General features: G+C 62.8%; 12 protein-coding genes. 7 read left to right on the forward strand and 5 right to left on the reverse strand.

The features are described from left to right. Positions 1–727 precede the first annotated feature (727 nt). Genes NCR35_RS22545 through NCR35_RS22555 form a run of 3 tightly spaced genes read right to left on the reverse strand, consistent with a single transcriptional unit; the run spans position 728 to position 5,630 of the window. Positions 728–3,064: a cytochrome P450/oxidoreductase gene (locus tag NCR35_RS22545; RefSeq protein WP_250536170.1), complete on the reverse strand. Its 2,337-nt coding sequence runs from the start codon at positions 3,062–3,064 to the stop codon at positions 728–730. 31 nt (positions 3,065–3,095) lie between these two features. Next, the gene (locus NCR35_RS22550) at positions 3,096–4,268 is read right to left on the reverse strand and encodes a dienelactone hydrolase family protein (RefSeq protein WP_250536171.1); all 1,173 of its coding nucleotides are present in this window, start codon (positions 4,266–4,268) and stop codon (positions 3,096–3,098) included. Between the two features lie 24 nt (positions 4,269–4,292). Next, a complete protein-coding gene (locus tag NCR35_RS22555) occupies positions 4,293–5,630 on the reverse strand; it encodes an Nramp family divalent metal transporter (RefSeq protein WP_250536172.1) in 1,338 nt (445 codons plus the stop codon). Positions 5,631–5,796: 166 nt separating this feature from the next. Between NCR35_RS22555 and NCR35_RS22560 the strand changes: the two genes are divergently transcribed. The 5 genes from NCR35_RS22560 to rpoD all read left to right on the forward strand — a co-directional run bounded on the left by NCR35_RS22560 (position 5,797) and on the right by rpoD (position 13,892). Then, positions 5,797–7,752 (forward strand): site-specific integrase, encoded by a 1,956-nt coding sequence (locus NCR35_RS22560; RefSeq protein ID WP_250536173.1) that lies wholly within the window; start codon positions 5,797–5,799, stop codon positions 7,750–7,752. A gap of 171 nt (positions 7,753–7,923) precedes the next feature. Further along, entirely contained in the window at positions 7,924–9,102 is a 1,179-nt protein-coding gene (locus NCR35_RS22565) for a ParA family protein (protein ID WP_244850704.1), read from the forward strand. Beyond that, complete coding sequence (locus tag NCR35_RS22570; RefSeq protein ID WP_250536174.1) at positions 9,103–10,074, forward strand: ParB/RepB/Spo0J family partition protein; 972 nt, start codon at positions 9,103–9,105, stop codon at positions 10,072–10,074. Between the two features lie 297 nt (positions 10,075–10,371). Next, positions 10,372–11,700 (forward strand): replication protein O, encoded by a 1,329-nt coding sequence (locus tag NCR35_RS22575; RefSeq protein ID WP_250536175.1) that lies wholly within the window; start codon positions 10,372–10,374, stop codon positions 11,698–11,700. A 188-nt stretch (positions 11,701–11,888) separates the two neighbouring features. Then, positions 11,889–13,892, forward strand: coding sequence for an RNA polymerase sigma factor RpoD (rpoD, locus tag NCR35_RS22580; protein WP_250536176.1), 2,004 nt, complete (start codon positions 11,889–11,891; stop codon positions 13,890–13,892). Between the two features lie 79 nt (positions 13,893–13,971). Here the strand turns inward: rpoD and NCR35_RS22585 are convergent, their stop codons facing one another. Then, a complete protein-coding gene (locus NCR35_RS22585; RefSeq protein WP_250536177.1) occupies positions 13,972–14,334 on the reverse strand; it encodes a hypothetical protein in 363 nt (120 codons plus the stop codon). A gap of 396 nt (positions 14,335–14,730) precedes the next feature. Then, positions 14,731–15,435, reverse strand: coding sequence for a glutathione S-transferase N-terminal domain-containing protein (locus NCR35_RS22590; RefSeq protein ID WP_250536178.1), 705 nt, complete (start codon positions 15,433–15,435; stop codon positions 14,731–14,733). A 223-nt stretch (positions 15,436–15,658) separates the two neighbouring features. Here NCR35_RS22590 and NCR35_RS22595 point away from each other — a divergent pair, with 223 nt between their 5' ends. Both NCR35_RS22595 and NCR35_RS22600 read left to right on the forward strand, forming a co-directional pair. Next, entirely contained in the window at positions 15,659–16,156 is a 498-nt protein-coding gene (locus NCR35_RS22595) for a hypothetical protein (protein WP_244850698.1), read from the forward strand. A gap of 140 nt (positions 16,157–16,296) precedes the next feature. Continuing rightward, on the forward strand, positions 16,297–17,064 hold the full coding sequence (locus NCR35_RS22600; RefSeq protein ID WP_250536179.1) for an SDR family oxidoreductase: 768 nt from the start codon (positions 16,297–16,299) through the stop codon (positions 17,062–17,064). Positions 17,065–17,066 lie beyond the last annotated feature (2 nt).

Below are 17,066 nucleotides of genomic sequence, written 5' to 3' on the forward strand. Positions count from 1 at the left end.
CCGGCGCTGCGATCTTCGCAAGCGAGCCGCCGAATTTGCCGACCGCGGTGCGCGCGGCCGATACGATCACTACGTCATTCATCTTCAATCCTCGTTGAACAGCAGAACTCGTGAATCACGGTTTTCATGCGCTTCGTCCACGCATTCAATCACGCGCTTTCGATGCAAACGACGCAGCCCATTTACATGGGCTTTTAATAGACTCTCAGGTCGAACAGCGGCCTTCTCCCGGTGCATTCAAGCGCGAATAATGCGCAAGCGCAGATTCACCGCATGCGGTGTTGCAGGCGTGAATGGCATCTGGTCCGGGGAAGTAAGTCAGTGCGTACGCTTGTGCGCCGCACCAATGAGAAGTCATTCTAAACGGAAACTAGCGACAAAAGTTTGCATATTCCTAGGTAATAACCCTAGCCTCAGTAAGAACTGCCGCATGAAAGATACGCCGACATTGGGAAAACGTCGAACGGACGTGCAATACAGCTGCTGTTTAGCAAGGGAAATTGCGTGGATAGTCTGACGAATGCTTTTTGAAAGATTTCGCCGTCGGCTGCGGGAAGCCGTCGGCGGCGGCGCGCGAAGCGCCTGCCGTTTCCCCGAAACACCGAACCAATTCAATGCCAGCTATTCATTATCTACTTAGTATTAGACGATTTTGTCCGCGTCGACTCAGCAACGTCTAACACGTTTATGACGCGCGAATGTATTGCGGCAATTTGTCCCTGCAGGTTTAAATCGCCAATACCAGTCTGATACCTTTGGCTCGTGAACAACACGCCATCATTCTGGTATTCGTTAATCGCTCTTCTTTGGTCAATACAACATCGCGATGATCGACTTCACCGTCCAGCACGCGAATCTCGCACGATCCGCATAGTCCTTCTTCGCAATCGCTTTGGATATCGATGTTCGCGCGCCTGAGCGTGGTGAGAAGCGTCTGATCGGGCGGAACAGTCAACGTCACGCCGGAATCCCGCAGTTCGACTTCGAATGCGTGCTCCGTGGACGGGTCCAGCGCGCCCAGCGTGGATTCAAAGTGTTCGATCTTCAGCGCGCCTTCGGGCCACCGGGCGCTTGCGGCCGACAGCGCGTCCATCATGCGCGCCGGGCCGCACGCATAGACTTGCGTGTCGTTCTCGATGCGAAGCGCCGAAAAGTCGTTGCGCGCGCCCTCCTCCGATACGTACAGGCGCAGCCGTTCGCCATGCAGCGCGCGGAGGTCGTCGAGGAACGCCATCGACGCGCGGCTGCGACCGCTATAGTGAATCTCGTATTCGATGCCCTGCTCGCGCGCGTGGCGCGCCATCGCGCTGATCGGCGTGATGCCGATGCCTCCGGCAATCAGCACGACCCTGCGCGCAGCGGGATCGAGCCGGAAGTGATTGCGCGGCCCGCGAATGCGCCAGTGCGCGCCCGGCTTCACGGTGTCGTGTACCCATGCCGAGCCGCCGCGGCTCGCGGTCTCGCGCAACACGGCGATCTCGTAGGCGGCCGAATCGGCCGGATCGCCGCAGAGCGAATACTGCCGGGAGAGGCCGCTGTCGCCGCAGATGACGTCGATATGCGAGCCCGGCGTCCAGCGCGGCAGCGCGCGGCCATCGGCCGCGACGAGGCGAACACGCGCGATGCGATCCGCGCACATCGACACCGATTCGACGATCACCGCGCGGCTCACCGCATGCGACGACGGCTCGCCGATGCGCACCGTCGCGCGCGGTTCGCGCACCGACGGATTCGTGCGCTCGGGATTCAGCGCCGGGTCCCATTCGACGTAGAGGTGCTCGGGCCCGCGAAACGACGTGTTCGGCACGTACGTAAAGCGCTGCTCGGCGAGGCGCATGTGCGGCAGGCGGCGCGTGAGTTCGTCGAGAAAAATCTGCATCTCCATGCGCGCGAGATTCTTGCCCATGCACTGATGCGCGCCGTAGCCGAACGTCAGCTGATCGCTGGCATTTTCTCGGCGGATGTCGAGGAGGTCGGCGTCCGCGAATTGATGCGAGTCATGGTTGGCGGATGACGTCACGATCAACAGCTTCGCGCCCGCCGGAATGTCGATGCCGCCGATCTTCACGTCGCGCGTCGCGAGCCGCCGCCACGCCGCGACCGATCCGTTGTGCCGCAGGCACTCTTCGACCGCGTTCGGAATCAGGCTCGGGTCTTCACAGATGTCGCGCCACGCCTGGCCGTCTTGCAGCAACAGCTTGATCGCGTTGGCCGCCGCGTTGGCCGTGGTCTCGTGCGCCGCGACGATGCCCGCCATCATCATCGAATGCAGATAGGAGTCCGTAATTACGTCGGGCAGTGTCTGCTGCTTGCGGATGCCGTACTGCATCCAGCCGGGGCCGGACGGGTCCTCGCGCATGTTGTCGAGCACCTTGCCCGCGTACTGCCAGAACTTGCCGACCGCGTGCGCGACCGCCACCTGCTCCTCCGGCTTCGGCCGGCCCCACGTATTCACCGTATGCGCGATCGAATATTCGCGCAGCGTGTCCATGTCCTCCTCGGGCACGCCGAGAAAGTGCAGCGCGACGGTCAGCGGCACTTCCCACAGCATCTGATCGACGAGATCGGCGCGGCCATCGTCGATGAAGCGATCGACATACTCGCGCGTGAGCGCGCGCACCATCGGCTCGTGATGCGCGAGCGCCTCGGGCGTGAACGGGTCCATGAGCGCGCGGCGGCGCGGCATGTGCGCCGGTTCGTCCTCGTTGACGAGCGTGCGGTTGAGCGCGAAGCCGTACGACGCGAGCACCGCGTTCGCTTCCGGCCCGGTCGGCGTGATCTTCTCCAGCGCGATCGACGGGCTGAACGTGAGGTTGTCGCGAAAGATCGCCTTGATGTCGTCGTAGCGCGTGACGACCCAGTAGCCGAGCTTCGGGCTGTAGAAGACCGGCTCCTGTTCGCGCGCCCAGCGCACGTACTCGGGCGGGTCTTGCTGATAGCCGTCGCTGAACGGATCGAAGTCCGCGGCGCGCGCGCTCACCGGGCAGCCGTTCGGCGCGGTCGGATGGAAGGGGCATTGCGTCGCCGGTGTCGTCCCGGATGTCGCGGTGTTTGCGTCGGTCATCAGTTCGTCTCCTTATTTATATATTTGTGTGTCAGACCGGCTTTCCTTCGCTCGATGCCCAGTTGCGCATCAGCGTGTTGCTCGGCCGCGTTTCGTCGATCATCTTGCGCGCCGTTTCGCGACCGGCGACAGGCAAGCCGGTCGGATCGAGCACGCCGATCTGCACCAGCACCGACGCCTGATCCCAATAGATGTGTTCGTTATAGAGCTTGTCGCCGCGAAAACGGACCACCGCGAGCATCGGCACTTCGAAATAGCGGCCCGTGGGCGCGAGGCCCGGCAGCAGCCAGTCGATTTCGCGATCATGCGTCGCGCAGAACACGAATTCGTCGACGATCCGGTCCGCGCCGATCGTGCGCGAAACCGGAATCAGCTTCGTGTCTTCCGGGTTCGAGTGGACGAAGTGGTATCGGTAGAAGCGTTTGAGCTCGGCGTAGCCGACGCCGCCCGTCATCGTCGGAACATGGTTGACGTACGGCTCGGCGACCATGGTCGGCATGACGGCGTCGACATCGCGCGTCGCGAATTCGAAATAGCAGTGCTGTTCCCACAGGCGGTCGAGGTCGTAGACCGGACCGAGCACCTCGCGCAGCAAACCGAGCGTGCGCGAGTAGGCCATCAGCGCGGCGGGTTTGTCGTACGGCGACTCTGCGGACGTGGCGGACGTGGCGGACGTGGCGGGCGCGGCGAAACCGGGCGCGCAGCTGCTATATATATAGCGCTGTATCTGAGGCTTGCCGGCGAAGGCGTCGCTGGCTTGCGTTTCCGCGAAATGGAAGACCATCGGGCAGCGGATGGTGCGCAGGTCGTCGAGGCAGGCGGCGAGGTCGTCGGGATAGTAGGCCACCGCGCAGTCGATGTCCGCGTTCGCCGCCGCCTGCACGGCAAGCCCCCCGCCCGCGCCGAAGCCGACCGCGCCGACTTTGCCCGCATGTTCCGGCAGCGCGCGCAGGGCTTCGATGACCGCCGCCAGGTTTTCCATCGACACGCCGCCGCCCCGAAGCTCGCGCCCCGCCAACTCCGGCGCCAGCACGACATAGCCCTCTTCGGCGAAGCGCTCGGCGGTCGATTGCGCGAAGTCGTCGAGGCCCGCGGCATCGTGCAAGAGTATCAGTCCCGGTCCGGAGCCTTGCGCCGGGCGTGTCACGTACGCGCGAATCGGGCTGCCTTCGCGGATGGCGATGTCAATGAAAGTCCCAGCCATGTCAGGCGTCTCCGGAATCGTCGGTCAGGAAAGCAGCGTATCGGCAAGCAGCTTCACATTCAACACGACAATCACGCCCGCGACCAGCCACGCGAGCGCCGCCAGCCATCGGCCGATCACGAGGACGCCCATTTTCTGGCGGTCGGAGACGAAGCGCACGAGCGGCACGACGGCGAACGGCAGTTGCATCGACAGGATCACCTGGCTCAACACGAGGAGTTGGCCGGTAGCTCTTTCGCCGTAGATCGCGGTGACGGCGATCACGGGCGTGATGGCGATCGAGCGGGTCAGGAGGCGGCGCGCCCAGTTCGGCAGGCGCAGCCGGAGGAAGCCTTCCATCACGATCTGGCCGGCCAGCGTGGCCGTCACCGTTGAATTCAGACCCGACGCGAGCAGCGCGACCGCGAACAAGGTCGACGCGATACCGAGACCGAGCAGCGGCGACAGGAGATGGAACGCATCGGCGATTTCCGCCACCTGATCGTGACCGCTCGTATGGAAGACGGCCGCCGCCACGACGAGGATCGCGGCGTTGATGAACAGCGCGAGCGTCAGCGCGAGGGTGCTGTCGATCGTCGCCCAGCGGATGGCGTCGCGGCGCGCATCCACCGAAGCGCCATAGGCGCGCGTCTGCACGACCGACGAATGCAGATACAGGTTGTGCGGCATGACCGTCGCGCCGAGAATGCCGATCGCGAGGTACAGCATCTCGCGGTTCGTCACGATTTGCGGCGACGGCACGAAGCCGCTCAGCACCTGCGCGACCGGCGGCGCCGCCGCGGCGATCTGTAACGCAAAGCAGACCGCGATGACGGCCAGCAGCGCGATGACGAATGCTTCGAGGAAACGGAACCCTCGGTTGACGAGGAGCAGTAGAAGGAAGGCGTCGAGCGCCGTGATCAGCGCGCCGAGCACGAGCGGAATGTCGAACAGCAGCTTAAGCGCGATGGCGGTGCCGATGACCTCGGCGAGATCGCACGCGATGATCGCCATTTCGCACGCGAACCACAGCGCCAGATTGACGGGCCGGGAGTAATGATCGCGACAGGCCTGCGCGAGATCGCGCCCCGTCGCGACACCGAGCCGGACGGCCAGTGCCTGCAGCAGAATCGCCATCAAGTTCGACAACAGGATGACCGCGAGCAAGGTGTAGCCGAAGCGCGATCCACCGGCGATGTCCGTCGCCCAATTGCCGGGGTCCATGTAGCCGACCGAGATCATGTAGCCCGGGCCGGCGAACGCGAGGAGTCGCCGAAACCAGCTGCCGCCAGCAGGCACTCGCACCGACGCGTAGACCTCCGGCAAACTCGGGCGCAAATCGTCCTGTCGAGCATCTTTGTACGCGGGGCGAGGGTCGCGCATCGGCACGTGCCTCCAGTAAGGCGCTTGTCAGTGAACGAATATGCGCCGGGCGGATAAAAGATACAAGCTCCGGGCGGTTCGTCGACGTCGGCTGCTGATAATGCGACTTATCAGACGTAGCGATTTAGGTTGTCAATTTCAGACGGAGTTGATAACCTCGCCGCAAATGGCTGATATCAAAGACAAAATTTCTCGTTCTCAAGTCCCGCTGCACGACGGCTCGGCGTCGCAACGACTCACGCGCCAGCATTTCGCCCTGTATCGCGGGTATCTCGACGGCGTGTCGGAAGCGCAGCTTCACGCATCGTATGGCGACTCGGGCGGCGACGTGCGCAGCACTCGCCGGCTCATCGCTGCGCTGCGCGACATGCTGTCTGTGCTCGCGCGCCGCGCGCAGGATATCGAAGCCGCCCATCTTCTTCGGTTGCGTCCGGGGAGCATTCCGTCGACGCCCGCCGAACTCGCCGCGAGCGCGCCTTCGCTCGAGGCATTCCGCGAGCGCGTCGACCCGGATGGTGTATTCGGTGAAGCCGAGTTGCTCGCGTTGTACCGCGAGGCGCATCCCGCGGACGCGTCGCCCGCCGTGGACCGGCGGACCGCGCGAAACATGCGCCTGCGTCGGCGTCAGGCGGACGCGCTCGCGCGAATGGAAGCGACGCTCGTCCACGATCCGAAGCCAGAACATCCGGTCGATGGATGGTTCGAGCCGGCGGTCGCGGCGCGGCTCGCGGCGGCTGGAATCGAGACGATCTCGGATTTGATCGCGTTGGTCGAACGCCGCGGGCATCGCTGGCACACGGCGGTGCCGCGACTCGGTCCCAAGGGCGCGCAGCGGATCGTCGACTGGCTGCAGCTTCACGCCGATGCGCTCGGGCACAGACTTTCGCAACTGGCGCTGGTGCCGCGACGGCAGTGGGCGGCGGATGCGCCCGCGCGCCCCGCTGCCGATGGGGATACGGTTGCCGTCGCGCCGCTCGAAGCAGTTCGCGTCCCCGCTCCGCTCGACGGCTCCAGCGGGACGAATCGGGCCAGTGGCGGGAACTGCCGTCTCCGTACGGATATCGAGGCGATCACCGCCTGGCTCGACGCGCGTTCGGCAAGTGAGCATACACGCCGGGCATACCGACGCGAGGCGGAGCGGCTGCTGTTGTGGGCATTGGTCGAGCAGAACAAGCCGCTGTCGTCACTGACTTCACTGGATTGCTGCGATTACGTTCATACGTTTCTCGTGAACCCGCCCCCCGCGCGTTGGGTGGCGAAAGAGCGTGTCGAGCGTTGCCTCGCCGGCTGGCGGCCGTTCGCCGGGCCGTTGTCGGACCGAAGCCGGGAGACAGCGCGCGCGATACTCAACGCCATGTGCCAATGGCTGGTCGAAGTCGGTTATCTGGCGACGAATCCGTTCAGTGGCTTGGAGCGTGCGGCGACGCCACCCGTTTTCGATGCAGAGACGCGCTCGCTCCACTTCGAGCAGTGGAAGTACGTTTTCGACGCCGTGACCCGGCCTCAGTACACCTTCACGGAACACCGCGACCGCCTCGCACTCCTGCTCGCGTACGCCACAGGATTGCGCCGCGGCGAGTTGGCGAGCGCGACGACCGACATGCTGTCAGTCGGGCGTCTTGCGGGCGTCGATGCGCCGGTTTGGCGGTTGAGCGTCAGCCCTGCATCGCGGGGAAGGAGGAGCCGCTCGGTACTTCTGCCGCCGATCGTGATCGAGGCGCTACAAGACAACCTCGCCATGCGCGGACTTCCCGGCGCGCTGGATTGCCCGGAAGGCACGCCGCTACTGGCCCAGGCGCGAAGCGGCGGGTCGATCACGCCCGACGGCATCGGCAAGCTGTTCAAAGCGATCTTCGCGAGTGCCGCCGCTGCGGCCGAAAAAGAAGCTCCCGGGTCAGGGCGTCGTCTTGCGCTCGCGAGTACTCACTGGCTTCGGCACACGCATTCCGCGCATGCGCTGGCGCAGGGCGCGGACATCGTCCAGATCGGCAAGGGCCTCGGGCATGCAAGCCTCACGACCACATCGCTCTACTTGCAGGACGGCGGTTCGCGGCGTTTACTTGGCGTCGAGCGGCTTCTGAGGGAGACTTTGGCCCTCGGATCGTCGTCAGAATCCGCTTAAGGCTGTCGGCGGGGGTTCGGAACGTTGTAAAAATGCCTGCGCGGGCTCGGGAAGGACTTCAGAGTTTACTTGAGGTTTACCGGTTGGGCGTTTATTCTTCGGTTTGCAGTATGTTTTCCACAAACCGAAGAATTATTTGCTTACCCAGGCCCGCCAGTGACTGCGAACTCCATGTTAAGCGCCCGGCTTCCCGAAGTCGATCAATCCGTTTCCATCGAAACGCTGCTGGGGGTGGCCGCCCAAGCCACTGACATCCTCAATCAGATCCGCGACGCGATGCTCGAGCCGTACCCTCGGAAGAGCGCGCCGACTTTCACAAGCGCGCAAGTTGCGTCACTGTGCGGCATCGACAAGCAACGGTTTCAGTATCTGACGACCAAGGGTGAGCTGCCGGCGGGAACGTCGAAGGGCGCGGGACGGAGCAAAGAGTTCACGTTGGAGGAAACGCTCACGTGGGTTCGCGCGACGAAGGAACGCGTCAGGCGCCCCGAGGGCAAACGCGGACGTATCGTGACGGTCGCAAACTTCAAGGGCGGCGTCGCGAAAACCACGACTGCCGTCTCGGCTGCGCAGGCGCTAACGCTGCTCGGCCGACGCGTGTTGGTGATCGACTGTGACCCCCAAGGCACCACGACGCAGCTGTGCGGGTGGGCTCCCGACGCCGAGATCTCCGACGACCAGACGCTCTTGCCGCTCATCTATGGCGACCAGGAGACGCTGCGTTATGCCGTACAAGAGACGTATTGGCATAACCTGGATCTCATCCCGGCCTCCTCTTCGCTTTTCGACGCAGAGTTCGAGATACCGGCGAAGGTGCTCAACGACAGTACGTTCGAGTTCTGGGAAATCGTCCGCAAGGGCTTGCTACCATTGACAGACGAATACGATGCGATCGTCATCGATACGCCGCCCGCGCTCAGTTATCTGACCATCAACGCCCTGCTGGCGTCCGACGCCATTCTCCTGCCTTGCCCGCCCGAGGCGCTCGACTTCGCGAGTTCGACCCAGTTCTGGCATCTATTCGCGGACATTGCGAAGAAGCTTCCGGGCGTACTCGAACAGAAGCGGTTCGACTTCGTGAATGTCATTCTTACGAAGGCCAAGTCCGACGACGTTTCCCGCGTTGTTCGGGGCTGGTTGCAAAAAGCTTACGGCGATCGCGTGTTGCCGTTCGAGATTCCGGAGTCCACGGTACCTAAGGGCGCGTCTGCGCAACTCTCGACGGTCTACGACTTGTCGAAGCCTGACGGAAGCACGGCCGCTTACAACAGATTCAAGGAGCCGCTCGACCGGCTAGCAGAACACCTCGACGCGCAGTTCGTGCGCGCATGGAACCAGAAGGAGGAATAAATGGGGATTGGCGACAGGCTCCTCGCGAAGACGGCGAATGTCGGGAGCAAGCCGTCGGAGACGGCGCAGCGGCCCGCGAACACCGAGCCGCGCACATCGCCCGGCCGATTGATGGATGCGCAGCATCGTATCAATACGGCTCAGGCACGCATCAAGGAACTGGAATCGCAACTGGAAGAGCGGGCGGCGCTTGAAGTGCCGCTCGACGCGCTCGTGGAAGTGCCGGGGCGCCGCCGTAAGCTTACAGCCGAACAGTTTCAGGAACTGAAGAGTAACCTCGCGCAGCACGCGTTGGCCACACCGATACTCATCCGGTCCATCGCAGACGGGCGTTACGAAATCGTCGCCGGGCACAATCGGGTCGCGGCTTACCGAGAACTGGGGCGCAGCAGTATCCGCGCTAACGTGGCATCCATCGACGAAGGTGAGATCGAGTTCGCCGCTTTTTTCTCGAACCTTCTATCGCCATCCCTCACGGATTTCGAGAAGTACTGGAATTTCAAGCGGCTTCAGGAGTTGAGCGGACTCTCGCGGACAGAGATCGCCGACAGCGCCGGATTGAGTAAAAGCCACGTGAGCCGGATTTTCTCGTTCGATGCGTTACCGGACGCAGCCAAAGAAGTTCTGGCGACGAAGCCGGAGCGACTCGGAAGCAATGCTGCCCAGAAGCTTGCCGCCCTGGCAGAAGCGGGAAAGGCCGAGAAGGTTGTCGAAGCAGTTCGGCGCCTCGTCGACGACGAGAACTTTACGCAGGACAAAGCGGTTGCACTGGTCGCAGATAAACCGAAGGCGACCCCGCCGAACTCAACGGTTGTTCGCGCCGGGCGGCGGAAAGTTTGTGAAGTGACAAGCCGGAACGGGGTGGTGGGAGTCCGGTTCTTCGAAAAAGACGCGAATGCGGCAGACGATTGGGGGCAGCGGATTGCGGACTTCATCAGCAAGTCGCTTACTGAAGAAGCCGGGGAGGAGTGACCTACTAGGTACTCGTTAGAAATCAAGGACTTAGCGTTTGACTAGCCCCGAAACATTAACACCCTTCCGGACCAGTACCAGCACATCACTTGGCCGAGGTAGCCATGTAACCAATACCCTATAAAAGACAAAAGCCTTCGGCGCCAACCGAAGGCTTTTGAATTCGGGCTTAACTGCTGTTCGCCCGGTTCGCTTCCCGACGCCAATCGGGTCACGAGTGCACATCTCGAAGTTTAGCGGATCGCGATCGGCAGTCAAGCGTTTGCCCCTCCATTTCTCGAAATGGACGCACTTGACATGCATATCGCGCAACTTTCCGTTGCTGGCGAGGGTAGTTCTCGTCTGCAACACCATGAAATCCTCCGCGGACCAGAAGACCAACAGGCGCTGGACGAATACGCTTGTGATCGGTCGAACCTCCCTTGGGTTGTCTTTCGTGCGGCACATCGCGCGAATCACTTGTCCGCGCTACCGGCTCGCGCGCGGGCGGTCCTCGCCGCTCTGGCGCGGACAGTCGATGCTGCGCGCCCATTCGCAGCCATATTCGCCCGACGCGAGCTTTTGACAGGGCGAGCACTGCAATCCATGCGGACGTTCTATCGCAGCCTCGACGATCTCGAAGCAGCCGGATTCATTACCCGCCCCCCGCAAGCAAGGTACGGGAGCGCTGGTCTTTTTGGTCGCGCCTATCTCCACCTAACAGCCAAAGCGGCCGACCTGCTCGGCCTGACTGAGAAGCCACAAGACGCGTCCACTTCTTCGCACGAGACGCGACGCGCCCCTGCGCATAGCCAACGCGAAGTTTCGTTGGCTACACCGTCTGTCACCCTGGCAGACGGTGCTATATATAAGGATCTATCCCCTACTAATCAAAAGAGACAACCGGGACGCCTCCCCGCCGACCTCACGCGCCTGCGCCTCCTCGGATTTCGTGAATTCTTTATCTTCAAACTCATGGGCGAAGCTCGCCAACACGGAAAGCGTCTTTCCGACGTGGTAGAAACGACCTGGGACCATCTCAAGCGAGCCAAGCACCCCGTCAGCTATCTTCGCGCTCTGCTGCGAAAGCCCGTCGACTACGCGTATCGAGTTCGTATGCATCGCGCTGAATCCGCCGAACAAGAAACGCGCGAGTTGAACGACCTGCACGTCCATCGGGCCGCGAAGGCGATCGCAGGCAAAGCGTTCACAAGCAGCGACGGGCTCACGCGCTATTTCGTGTCCGCCGACGCAACAGAATTGACCGCGCATCACTGCGATGAAGCGCGTCCTCGCATACGCATAGGCTCCTGGGCCAGCGAATTCGTCGCCGCACTGGATGCCGGCCGCATCGTGCCCGTTGCCGATACCGCTTCGAACGCCGCGGCCGCGTTACCGCGTCGCACTGCGGCCGATCGGAGCGACGTCGCAGTCGCGCAGCACCCGTGGCCTAGCACGACACATGTTAATGAACTCAAGCGCTTCCTCAAGTTGAAAACGGGCGGCATCGCCCTCAGATCGTCTTCAAGCGAGAAGTCCGGACGCATGCGCGCGAGCGGTCTCTCACCGGAGCGCCCCGCAATGTCTGACGTTTCGCCGCAACGCGCAGACCTTATGAAAAACCTGCTGCGTCGCAACAAACCCTGATATACTCTAAGGTTCCGCCTCTAGAGGCGATTGAAATACGCAAGCTGCGCGACTAGCCGGTTTGCGCGCTTTGCTCGATGCGATTCTCAGCAAGCCGTCCGTGATCGAAAGTCATTCGATATCCATGCGGGCCGTACGCTCGCTTCCGGGGACCTGTCATCGCCGAGCAAACCCGTCGAGGAGAAAGTATGGCAAGTTTTGATCGGGAAGATTCGGAGCTGGATATCGTCGCGCCGGCGCGCAAGTCGCCGGGCCGACGCGCAGGCAAAGCAAAGGGCCAGACCGGCAACGTGCAGCCCGATGTCGTGATGACGGCGGAGCAGGACGAAGAGCGGCAGCGTCAAATGCGCGCGTTGATTCAACTGGGCAAGGAGCGCGGCTATCTAACGCATGCCGAGATCAACGACCACTTGCCCGACAACTTCGCGCAGACGGCGGCGATGGAAACCATCGTCAGCACGTTCAACGACATGGGCGTGGCCGTCTACGAGCAAGCGCCGGACGCCGAAACGCTGCTGTTGAGCGACAACGCGCCGACGGTGGTGACCGATGAGCAATCGGAAGAGGAAGCCGAAAACGCGCTTTCGACCGTCGATTCGGAATTCGGCCGCACGACCGACCCGGTTCGCATGTACATGCGCGAGATGGGCGCGACGGAACTGCTCACGCGCGCGGGCGAAATCGCTATCGCGAAGCGCATCGAAGACGGCTTGCACGAGATGATCCAGGCGATCGCCGCGTGCCCGTCGACGGTGGCGAGCATCCTGGGGGACGCCGCGCAGGTCGAATCCGGAGAGCTCAAGATCGACGAACTCGTCGACGGTCTCAAGGAAGACGACGCAGCGGAAGAAGAAATTTCGGCATCCGAAGTGACGGAATCGACCGACATCGATACGGACGCCGAAGAATCGGATAGCGACGAAGACGACGACGGCGACATCGAAGGCGGGGACGCCGGTGCATCGAACGAAGCGCGTTTGAAGCAACTGAAAGCGGACTGTCTCGAAATTTTCGCTCGCGTGCGCGAGTTGGCCGAACAAGCCAGTCATCCGAAAGGTTCGGGCGCCGCAGCAACCAAGGCGGTCGAACGTGCGCGCGCGGAAATCCAGCGCGAACTGGGGTCGATCCGCTTCACGGCGAAGACCATCGACCGTCTGTGCGCGAACGTTCAGCAGCAAGTCGCGCAAGTTCGCGAGATCGAACGTCGCATTCTGCAGATCGCCGTTGATCGCTGCGGCATGCCGCGCGAGAAGTTCGTCGAGTCGTTCCCGGGCCATGAAACCGACCTCGAATGGACGGCTCGCACGGCGGCAAGCGCCAAGCAATACGGTGCATCGCTCGAACGCAGTTTGCCGGCCATTCAGGCAGAGCAGCAAAAGCTCATCGACATCGAAGCCGCAGTCGCGATGCCGCTCAAGCAACTCAAGCAGATCAACCGTCAGATGACGGCTGCCGAGCTGAAGATGCGTCAGGCGAAGCGCGAGATGATCGAGGCGAACCTGCGTCTCGTGATTTCGATCGCGAAGAAGTACGTCAATCGCGGCATGCAGTTCCTGGATCTGATCCAGGAAGGCAACATCGGTCTGATGAAGGCGGTGGACAAGTTCGAATATCGCCGTGGCTGGAAGTTCTCGACGTATGCGACGTGGTGGGTCCGCCAGGCCGTGACGCGCTCCCTCGCTGATCAGGCTCGCACGATCCGCGTGCCGGTTCACATGATCGAAACGATCAACAAGCTGAACCGCATCTCGCGCGAGATTCTGCAGCAGACCGGTCAGGAAGCGCATCCGTCGGTGCTCGCCGAGCGCATGGAAATGCCCGAGGAGAAGATCCGCGGCATTCTCAAGATCGCGAAGCAGCCGGTGTCGCTGGAAACGCCGGTCGGTGAGGACGCCGATGCAACGCTCGGCGACATGATCGAAGATCAGGGCGCCGCGTCGCCGGCGGATGCCGCCGTGCACGCGAACATGCGCGCCGCGATCGACGACGCACTCAACGCGCTGTCGCCGCGCGAAGCGAAGGTTCTGCGCATGCGCTTCGGTATCGACACGGCGTCGGACTACACGCTCGAAGAGCTCGGCAAGCAGTTCGATGTGACGCGCGAGCGCATTCGCCAGATCGAAAGCAAGGCGATGCGCAAGCTCATGCATCCGAGCCGCGCGGACAAGCTGCGTCCGTTCCTGGATCGCTAAGCTAGAACAAGCAGGTCGAGTAGGGCCATAAACGCGTGCCGTCCCATGGACGGCACGCGTTTTTTTTCGCCTGCGCCGCTCAGCCGCGCGTGGTGCCCTTCGGCGCCGATGCCGCCGCGCACGCCTGCAGGGCGACGATCGCCTTTCGCGCGAGCGTCACCGTCTCTTCGCAAGCGTGAACGTTGGCGAAGATCGAACATCCCCCGCCCGCGTCGATTTTCGAAACCGCGCGGCGCACCCGTTCCAGCGCCGATTGCGGCGAGCCGCTGTCCTTCACGATGGCGGCGACGTCGAATGCGCTGCCGCCATCCGTCTCGACATAGCCGGGGCATTGACCGACCGCCTGCGCGTGCGCGCCCGCGCACATGAAACCGACGAGCGCAACGACGGCGAGCGTTCGCGGGCAGCGCCTACGAAGATGGAAGAAGCGAAGAGTGTTCATGGCGTCGCAATCCAACGGAGCATCGTATCGAGACTGGCGCGCCGGGCTCATCGATAGCTGTCGCAAAGCACCGCGTTGTCCACAGTTTCCGTGCACAAGCGTGTGGATATCCTGAGCATCGCCGAGCCAACGCGTTGATGCGAAACGTGTTTCACCCGTCGTGCGAAATGCGCGCGTGAAACGGCTATTGTGGACCGGTTCAAAAAAGCGCGTTCGCTCTCGTGTCTTTCGATCGGCTCCCACGAAGACGCAATGTCGTTGTCCACAATTTCAGTGGTCAACCATGTGGATATCCTGAGCATCGAGCGGCTAACCTGTTGATGCTCAACGCGTTTCCCCAGACGTCGCGCAATCATGCGTCGCGCGACGATCTCAGCGCATCGTCGCTACTAGGACTCAATCGCGCTTCGGAATGTCGAGCCCGCGTTGCACCGCCGGCCGTGCGACGAAGGCATCCAGTGCGCGCTGCACATGCGCGTACGCGTCGAACTGAACGAGATCGCGCGCCTCGTAGAAGCCGACCAGGTTACGCACCCACGGAAAGACCGCGATATCCGCGACGCTGTAGTCGTCGCCCATGATCCACTCGCGGCCGGCGAGCCGCGCGTCGAGCACGCCGAGCAGACGCTTGCTCTCCGCCACGTAGCGATCGCGCGGCCGCTTGTCCTCGTAGTCCTTGCCCGCGAATTTGTGGAAGAAACCGAGCTGGCCGAACATCGGACCGATGCCGCCCATTTGGAACATGAGCCATTGAATCGCTTCATAACGGCGCGCCGGGTCTTCGGGCAGCAACTGGCCGGACTTATCGGCGAGATAGATCAGAATCGCGCCCGACTCGAACAGCGCGAGCGGCTCACCGCCGGGTCCGTTCGGGTCGATGATCGCGGGAATCTTGTTGTTCGGATTCAGCGACAGGAATTCCGCAGACATCTGATCGTTCGTATCGAAGCGCACCAGATGCGGCTCGTAGGGCAGGGCGGTTTCTTCCAGCATGATCGACACTTTGACGCCGTTCGGCGTCGGCAGCGAGTAAAGCTGAATACGGTCGGGATGCTGCGCGGGCCATTTGCGGGTGATCGGAAAGTCGGAGAGCGCGGGCATGGCGGGTCCTGTTCGATGGGAATCGCTCAATATAGCGAGTTCGACCACGCGACGCAGAAGCGCGCGGATGGCGCTTTCCCATGGCACCGCAACGCTCGCCGTGCCGCAGCTCCCAAAAGCTGGCTCGGAAATTGCGGCATTCGCCACGCTTTCCCGACGAAGACCGGCGCCCACAGCCGGGATCTCAACGACCAGACTCCTCAACCGCTGCCTTGCCGCTGCCATGAAAACCGTTCCTCTCGCAACGCTTACCGCGCTCGCCGCTGTGGCTGGGGGATTGCTGCCCAGCGTGTCGCAGGCTTACCCGCTCGAACAACAACTCGACTGCAAGTCGAGCGCCCATCGATTCATCGCGCCGCTGCGCGACGAGCAGTACATCGACGCCAGCCCGATGCGTGTCGAAGCCAACTCCGTCAACGCGTTCCGGCCGACGCACGGCAGCGATCTCACCGCGTACGGTTTTCGCGTCTACGCCGTGCTGGGCTACGAACACGGCGACGCGCTCTTCAAGCAGGGCAAGGGCGAGCCGATCAACGATTCGGCGTACGGCGTCGTCGTGGTCGGATCGAAGGAGTCGGTCGAGGCGCGCGTGCGCGATGCAGGCAGCACGGCCGTGGTGCACGAAGTCGTGCCGATGCTCATGACCGCCATCTTCTGCAACGGCAGCCCGATGCGCAACACGGCCGGCACGGTCGCAACCGACACGACCAGCAGTCATTGAAACGGCGTTGCAAGGCATATCGCCGATAATGTTCCCCTGATCGACGACGCGCGCACTGTCGCGCGCCACCCAACACTTCCACACAAGGAACCGGAGGACGACGCTCGCGCGCCCACTCCGGTCGACAGGAGAACGGAGACATGCCTGAAGCAGCCAACACGAATTCGAAGATCGCGGTTGTGACCGGGGCGGGTAGCGGCATCGGACGCGCGGCGGCGCTCGCGCTGCTCGGCGATGGCTGGTCGGTGGTGCTGGCGGGCCGCCGCGCCGCGCCGCTGGAATCGGTCATTGCCGAATCCGGCGCGGGCGAGCGCGGACTCGCCGTGCCGACCGACGTGGCCGATCCGCAATCGGTCGAACGGCTCTTTCAGGCGGCGGTGGAGCGCTTCGGCCGCGTCGATCTGCTGTTCAACAATGCGGGGGTGAGCAATCCGCCCGGCCCGTTCGAGGACTGGACGCCGGAGCAGTGGCAGGGCGTCGTCAACGTCAATCTGAACGGCATGTTCTATTGCCTGCAGCAGGCGTTTCGCACGATGCGCGCGCAGTCACCGAGGGGCGGGCGCATCATCAATAACGGTTCCATTTCCGCGAGCGCGCCGCGTCCGAATTCGGCTGCCTATACCGCGACGAAGCACGCGGTCGCCGGCCTGACGAAATCCGCATCGCTCGATGGCCGCAAGTACGACATCGCGGTCGGCCAGATCGATATCGGCAACGCGCTCACCGAACTGTCCGAGCGCATGTCGCGCGGCGTGCCGCAGGCGAACGGCGAGATCGCCGTCGAGCCGATGATGGACGTGAAAATCGTCGGCCAGTCCGTGCTGTACATGGCGAACCTGCCGCTCGAAGCGAACGTGCTGTTCCACACCGTGATGGCGACCAAGATGCCGTTCGTCGGCCGCGGCTGACG

It is taken from the genome of Caballeronia sp. AZ10_KS36 (assembly GCF_023631105.1).
Classification (GTDB): Bacteria; Pseudomonadota; Gammaproteobacteria; order Burkholderiales; family Burkholderiaceae; genus Caballeronia.

What these genes read in the sequence shown, in the direction of transcription:
- NCR35_RS22545 (WP_250536170.1), bottom strand. Translation starts at nt 3,064, where the DNA reads ATGACCGACGCAAACACCGCGACATCCGGGACGACACCGGCGACGCAA.
- NCR35_RS22550 (WP_250536171.1), bottom strand. Translation starts at nt 4,268, where the DNA reads ATGGCTGGGACTTTCATTGACATCGCCATCCGCGAAGGCAGCCCGATT.
- NCR35_RS22555 (WP_250536172.1), bottom strand. Translation starts at nt 5,630, where the DNA reads ATGCGCGACCCTCGCCCCGCGTACAAAGATGCTCGACAGGACGATTTG.
- NCR35_RS22560 (WP_250536173.1), top strand. Translation starts at nt 5,797, where the DNA reads ATGGCTGATATCAAAGACAAAATTTCTCGTTCTCAAGTCCCGCTGCAC.
- NCR35_RS22565 (WP_244850704.1), top strand. Translation starts at nt 7,924, where the DNA reads ATGTTAAGCGCCCGGCTTCCCGAAGTCGATCAATCCGTTTCCATCGAA.
- NCR35_RS22570 (WP_250536174.1), top strand. Translation starts at nt 9,103, where the DNA reads ATGGGGATTGGCGACAGGCTCCTCGCGAAGACGGCGAATGTCGGGAGC.
- NCR35_RS22575 (WP_250536175.1), top strand. Translation starts at nt 10,372, where the DNA reads ATGCATATCGCGCAACTTTCCGTTGCTGGCGAGGGTAGTTCTCGTCTG.
- rpoD (WP_250536176.1), top strand. Translation starts at nt 11,889, where the DNA reads ATGGCAAGTTTTGATCGGGAAGATTCGGAGCTGGATATCGTCGCGCCG.
- NCR35_RS22585 (WP_250536177.1), bottom strand. Translation starts at nt 14,334, where the DNA reads ATGAACACTCTTCGCTTCTTCCATCTTCGTAGGCGCTGCCCGCGAACG.
- NCR35_RS22590 (WP_250536178.1), bottom strand. Translation starts at nt 15,435, where the DNA reads ATGCCCGCGCTCTCCGACTTTCCGATCACCCGCAAATGGCCCGCGCAG.
- NCR35_RS22595 (WP_244850698.1), top strand. Translation starts at nt 15,659, where the DNA reads ATGAAAACCGTTCCTCTCGCAACGCTTACCGCGCTCGCCGCTGTGGCT.
- NCR35_RS22600 (WP_250536179.1), top strand. Translation starts at nt 16,297, where the DNA reads ATGCCTGAAGCAGCCAACACGAATTCGAAGATCGCGGTTGTGACCGGG.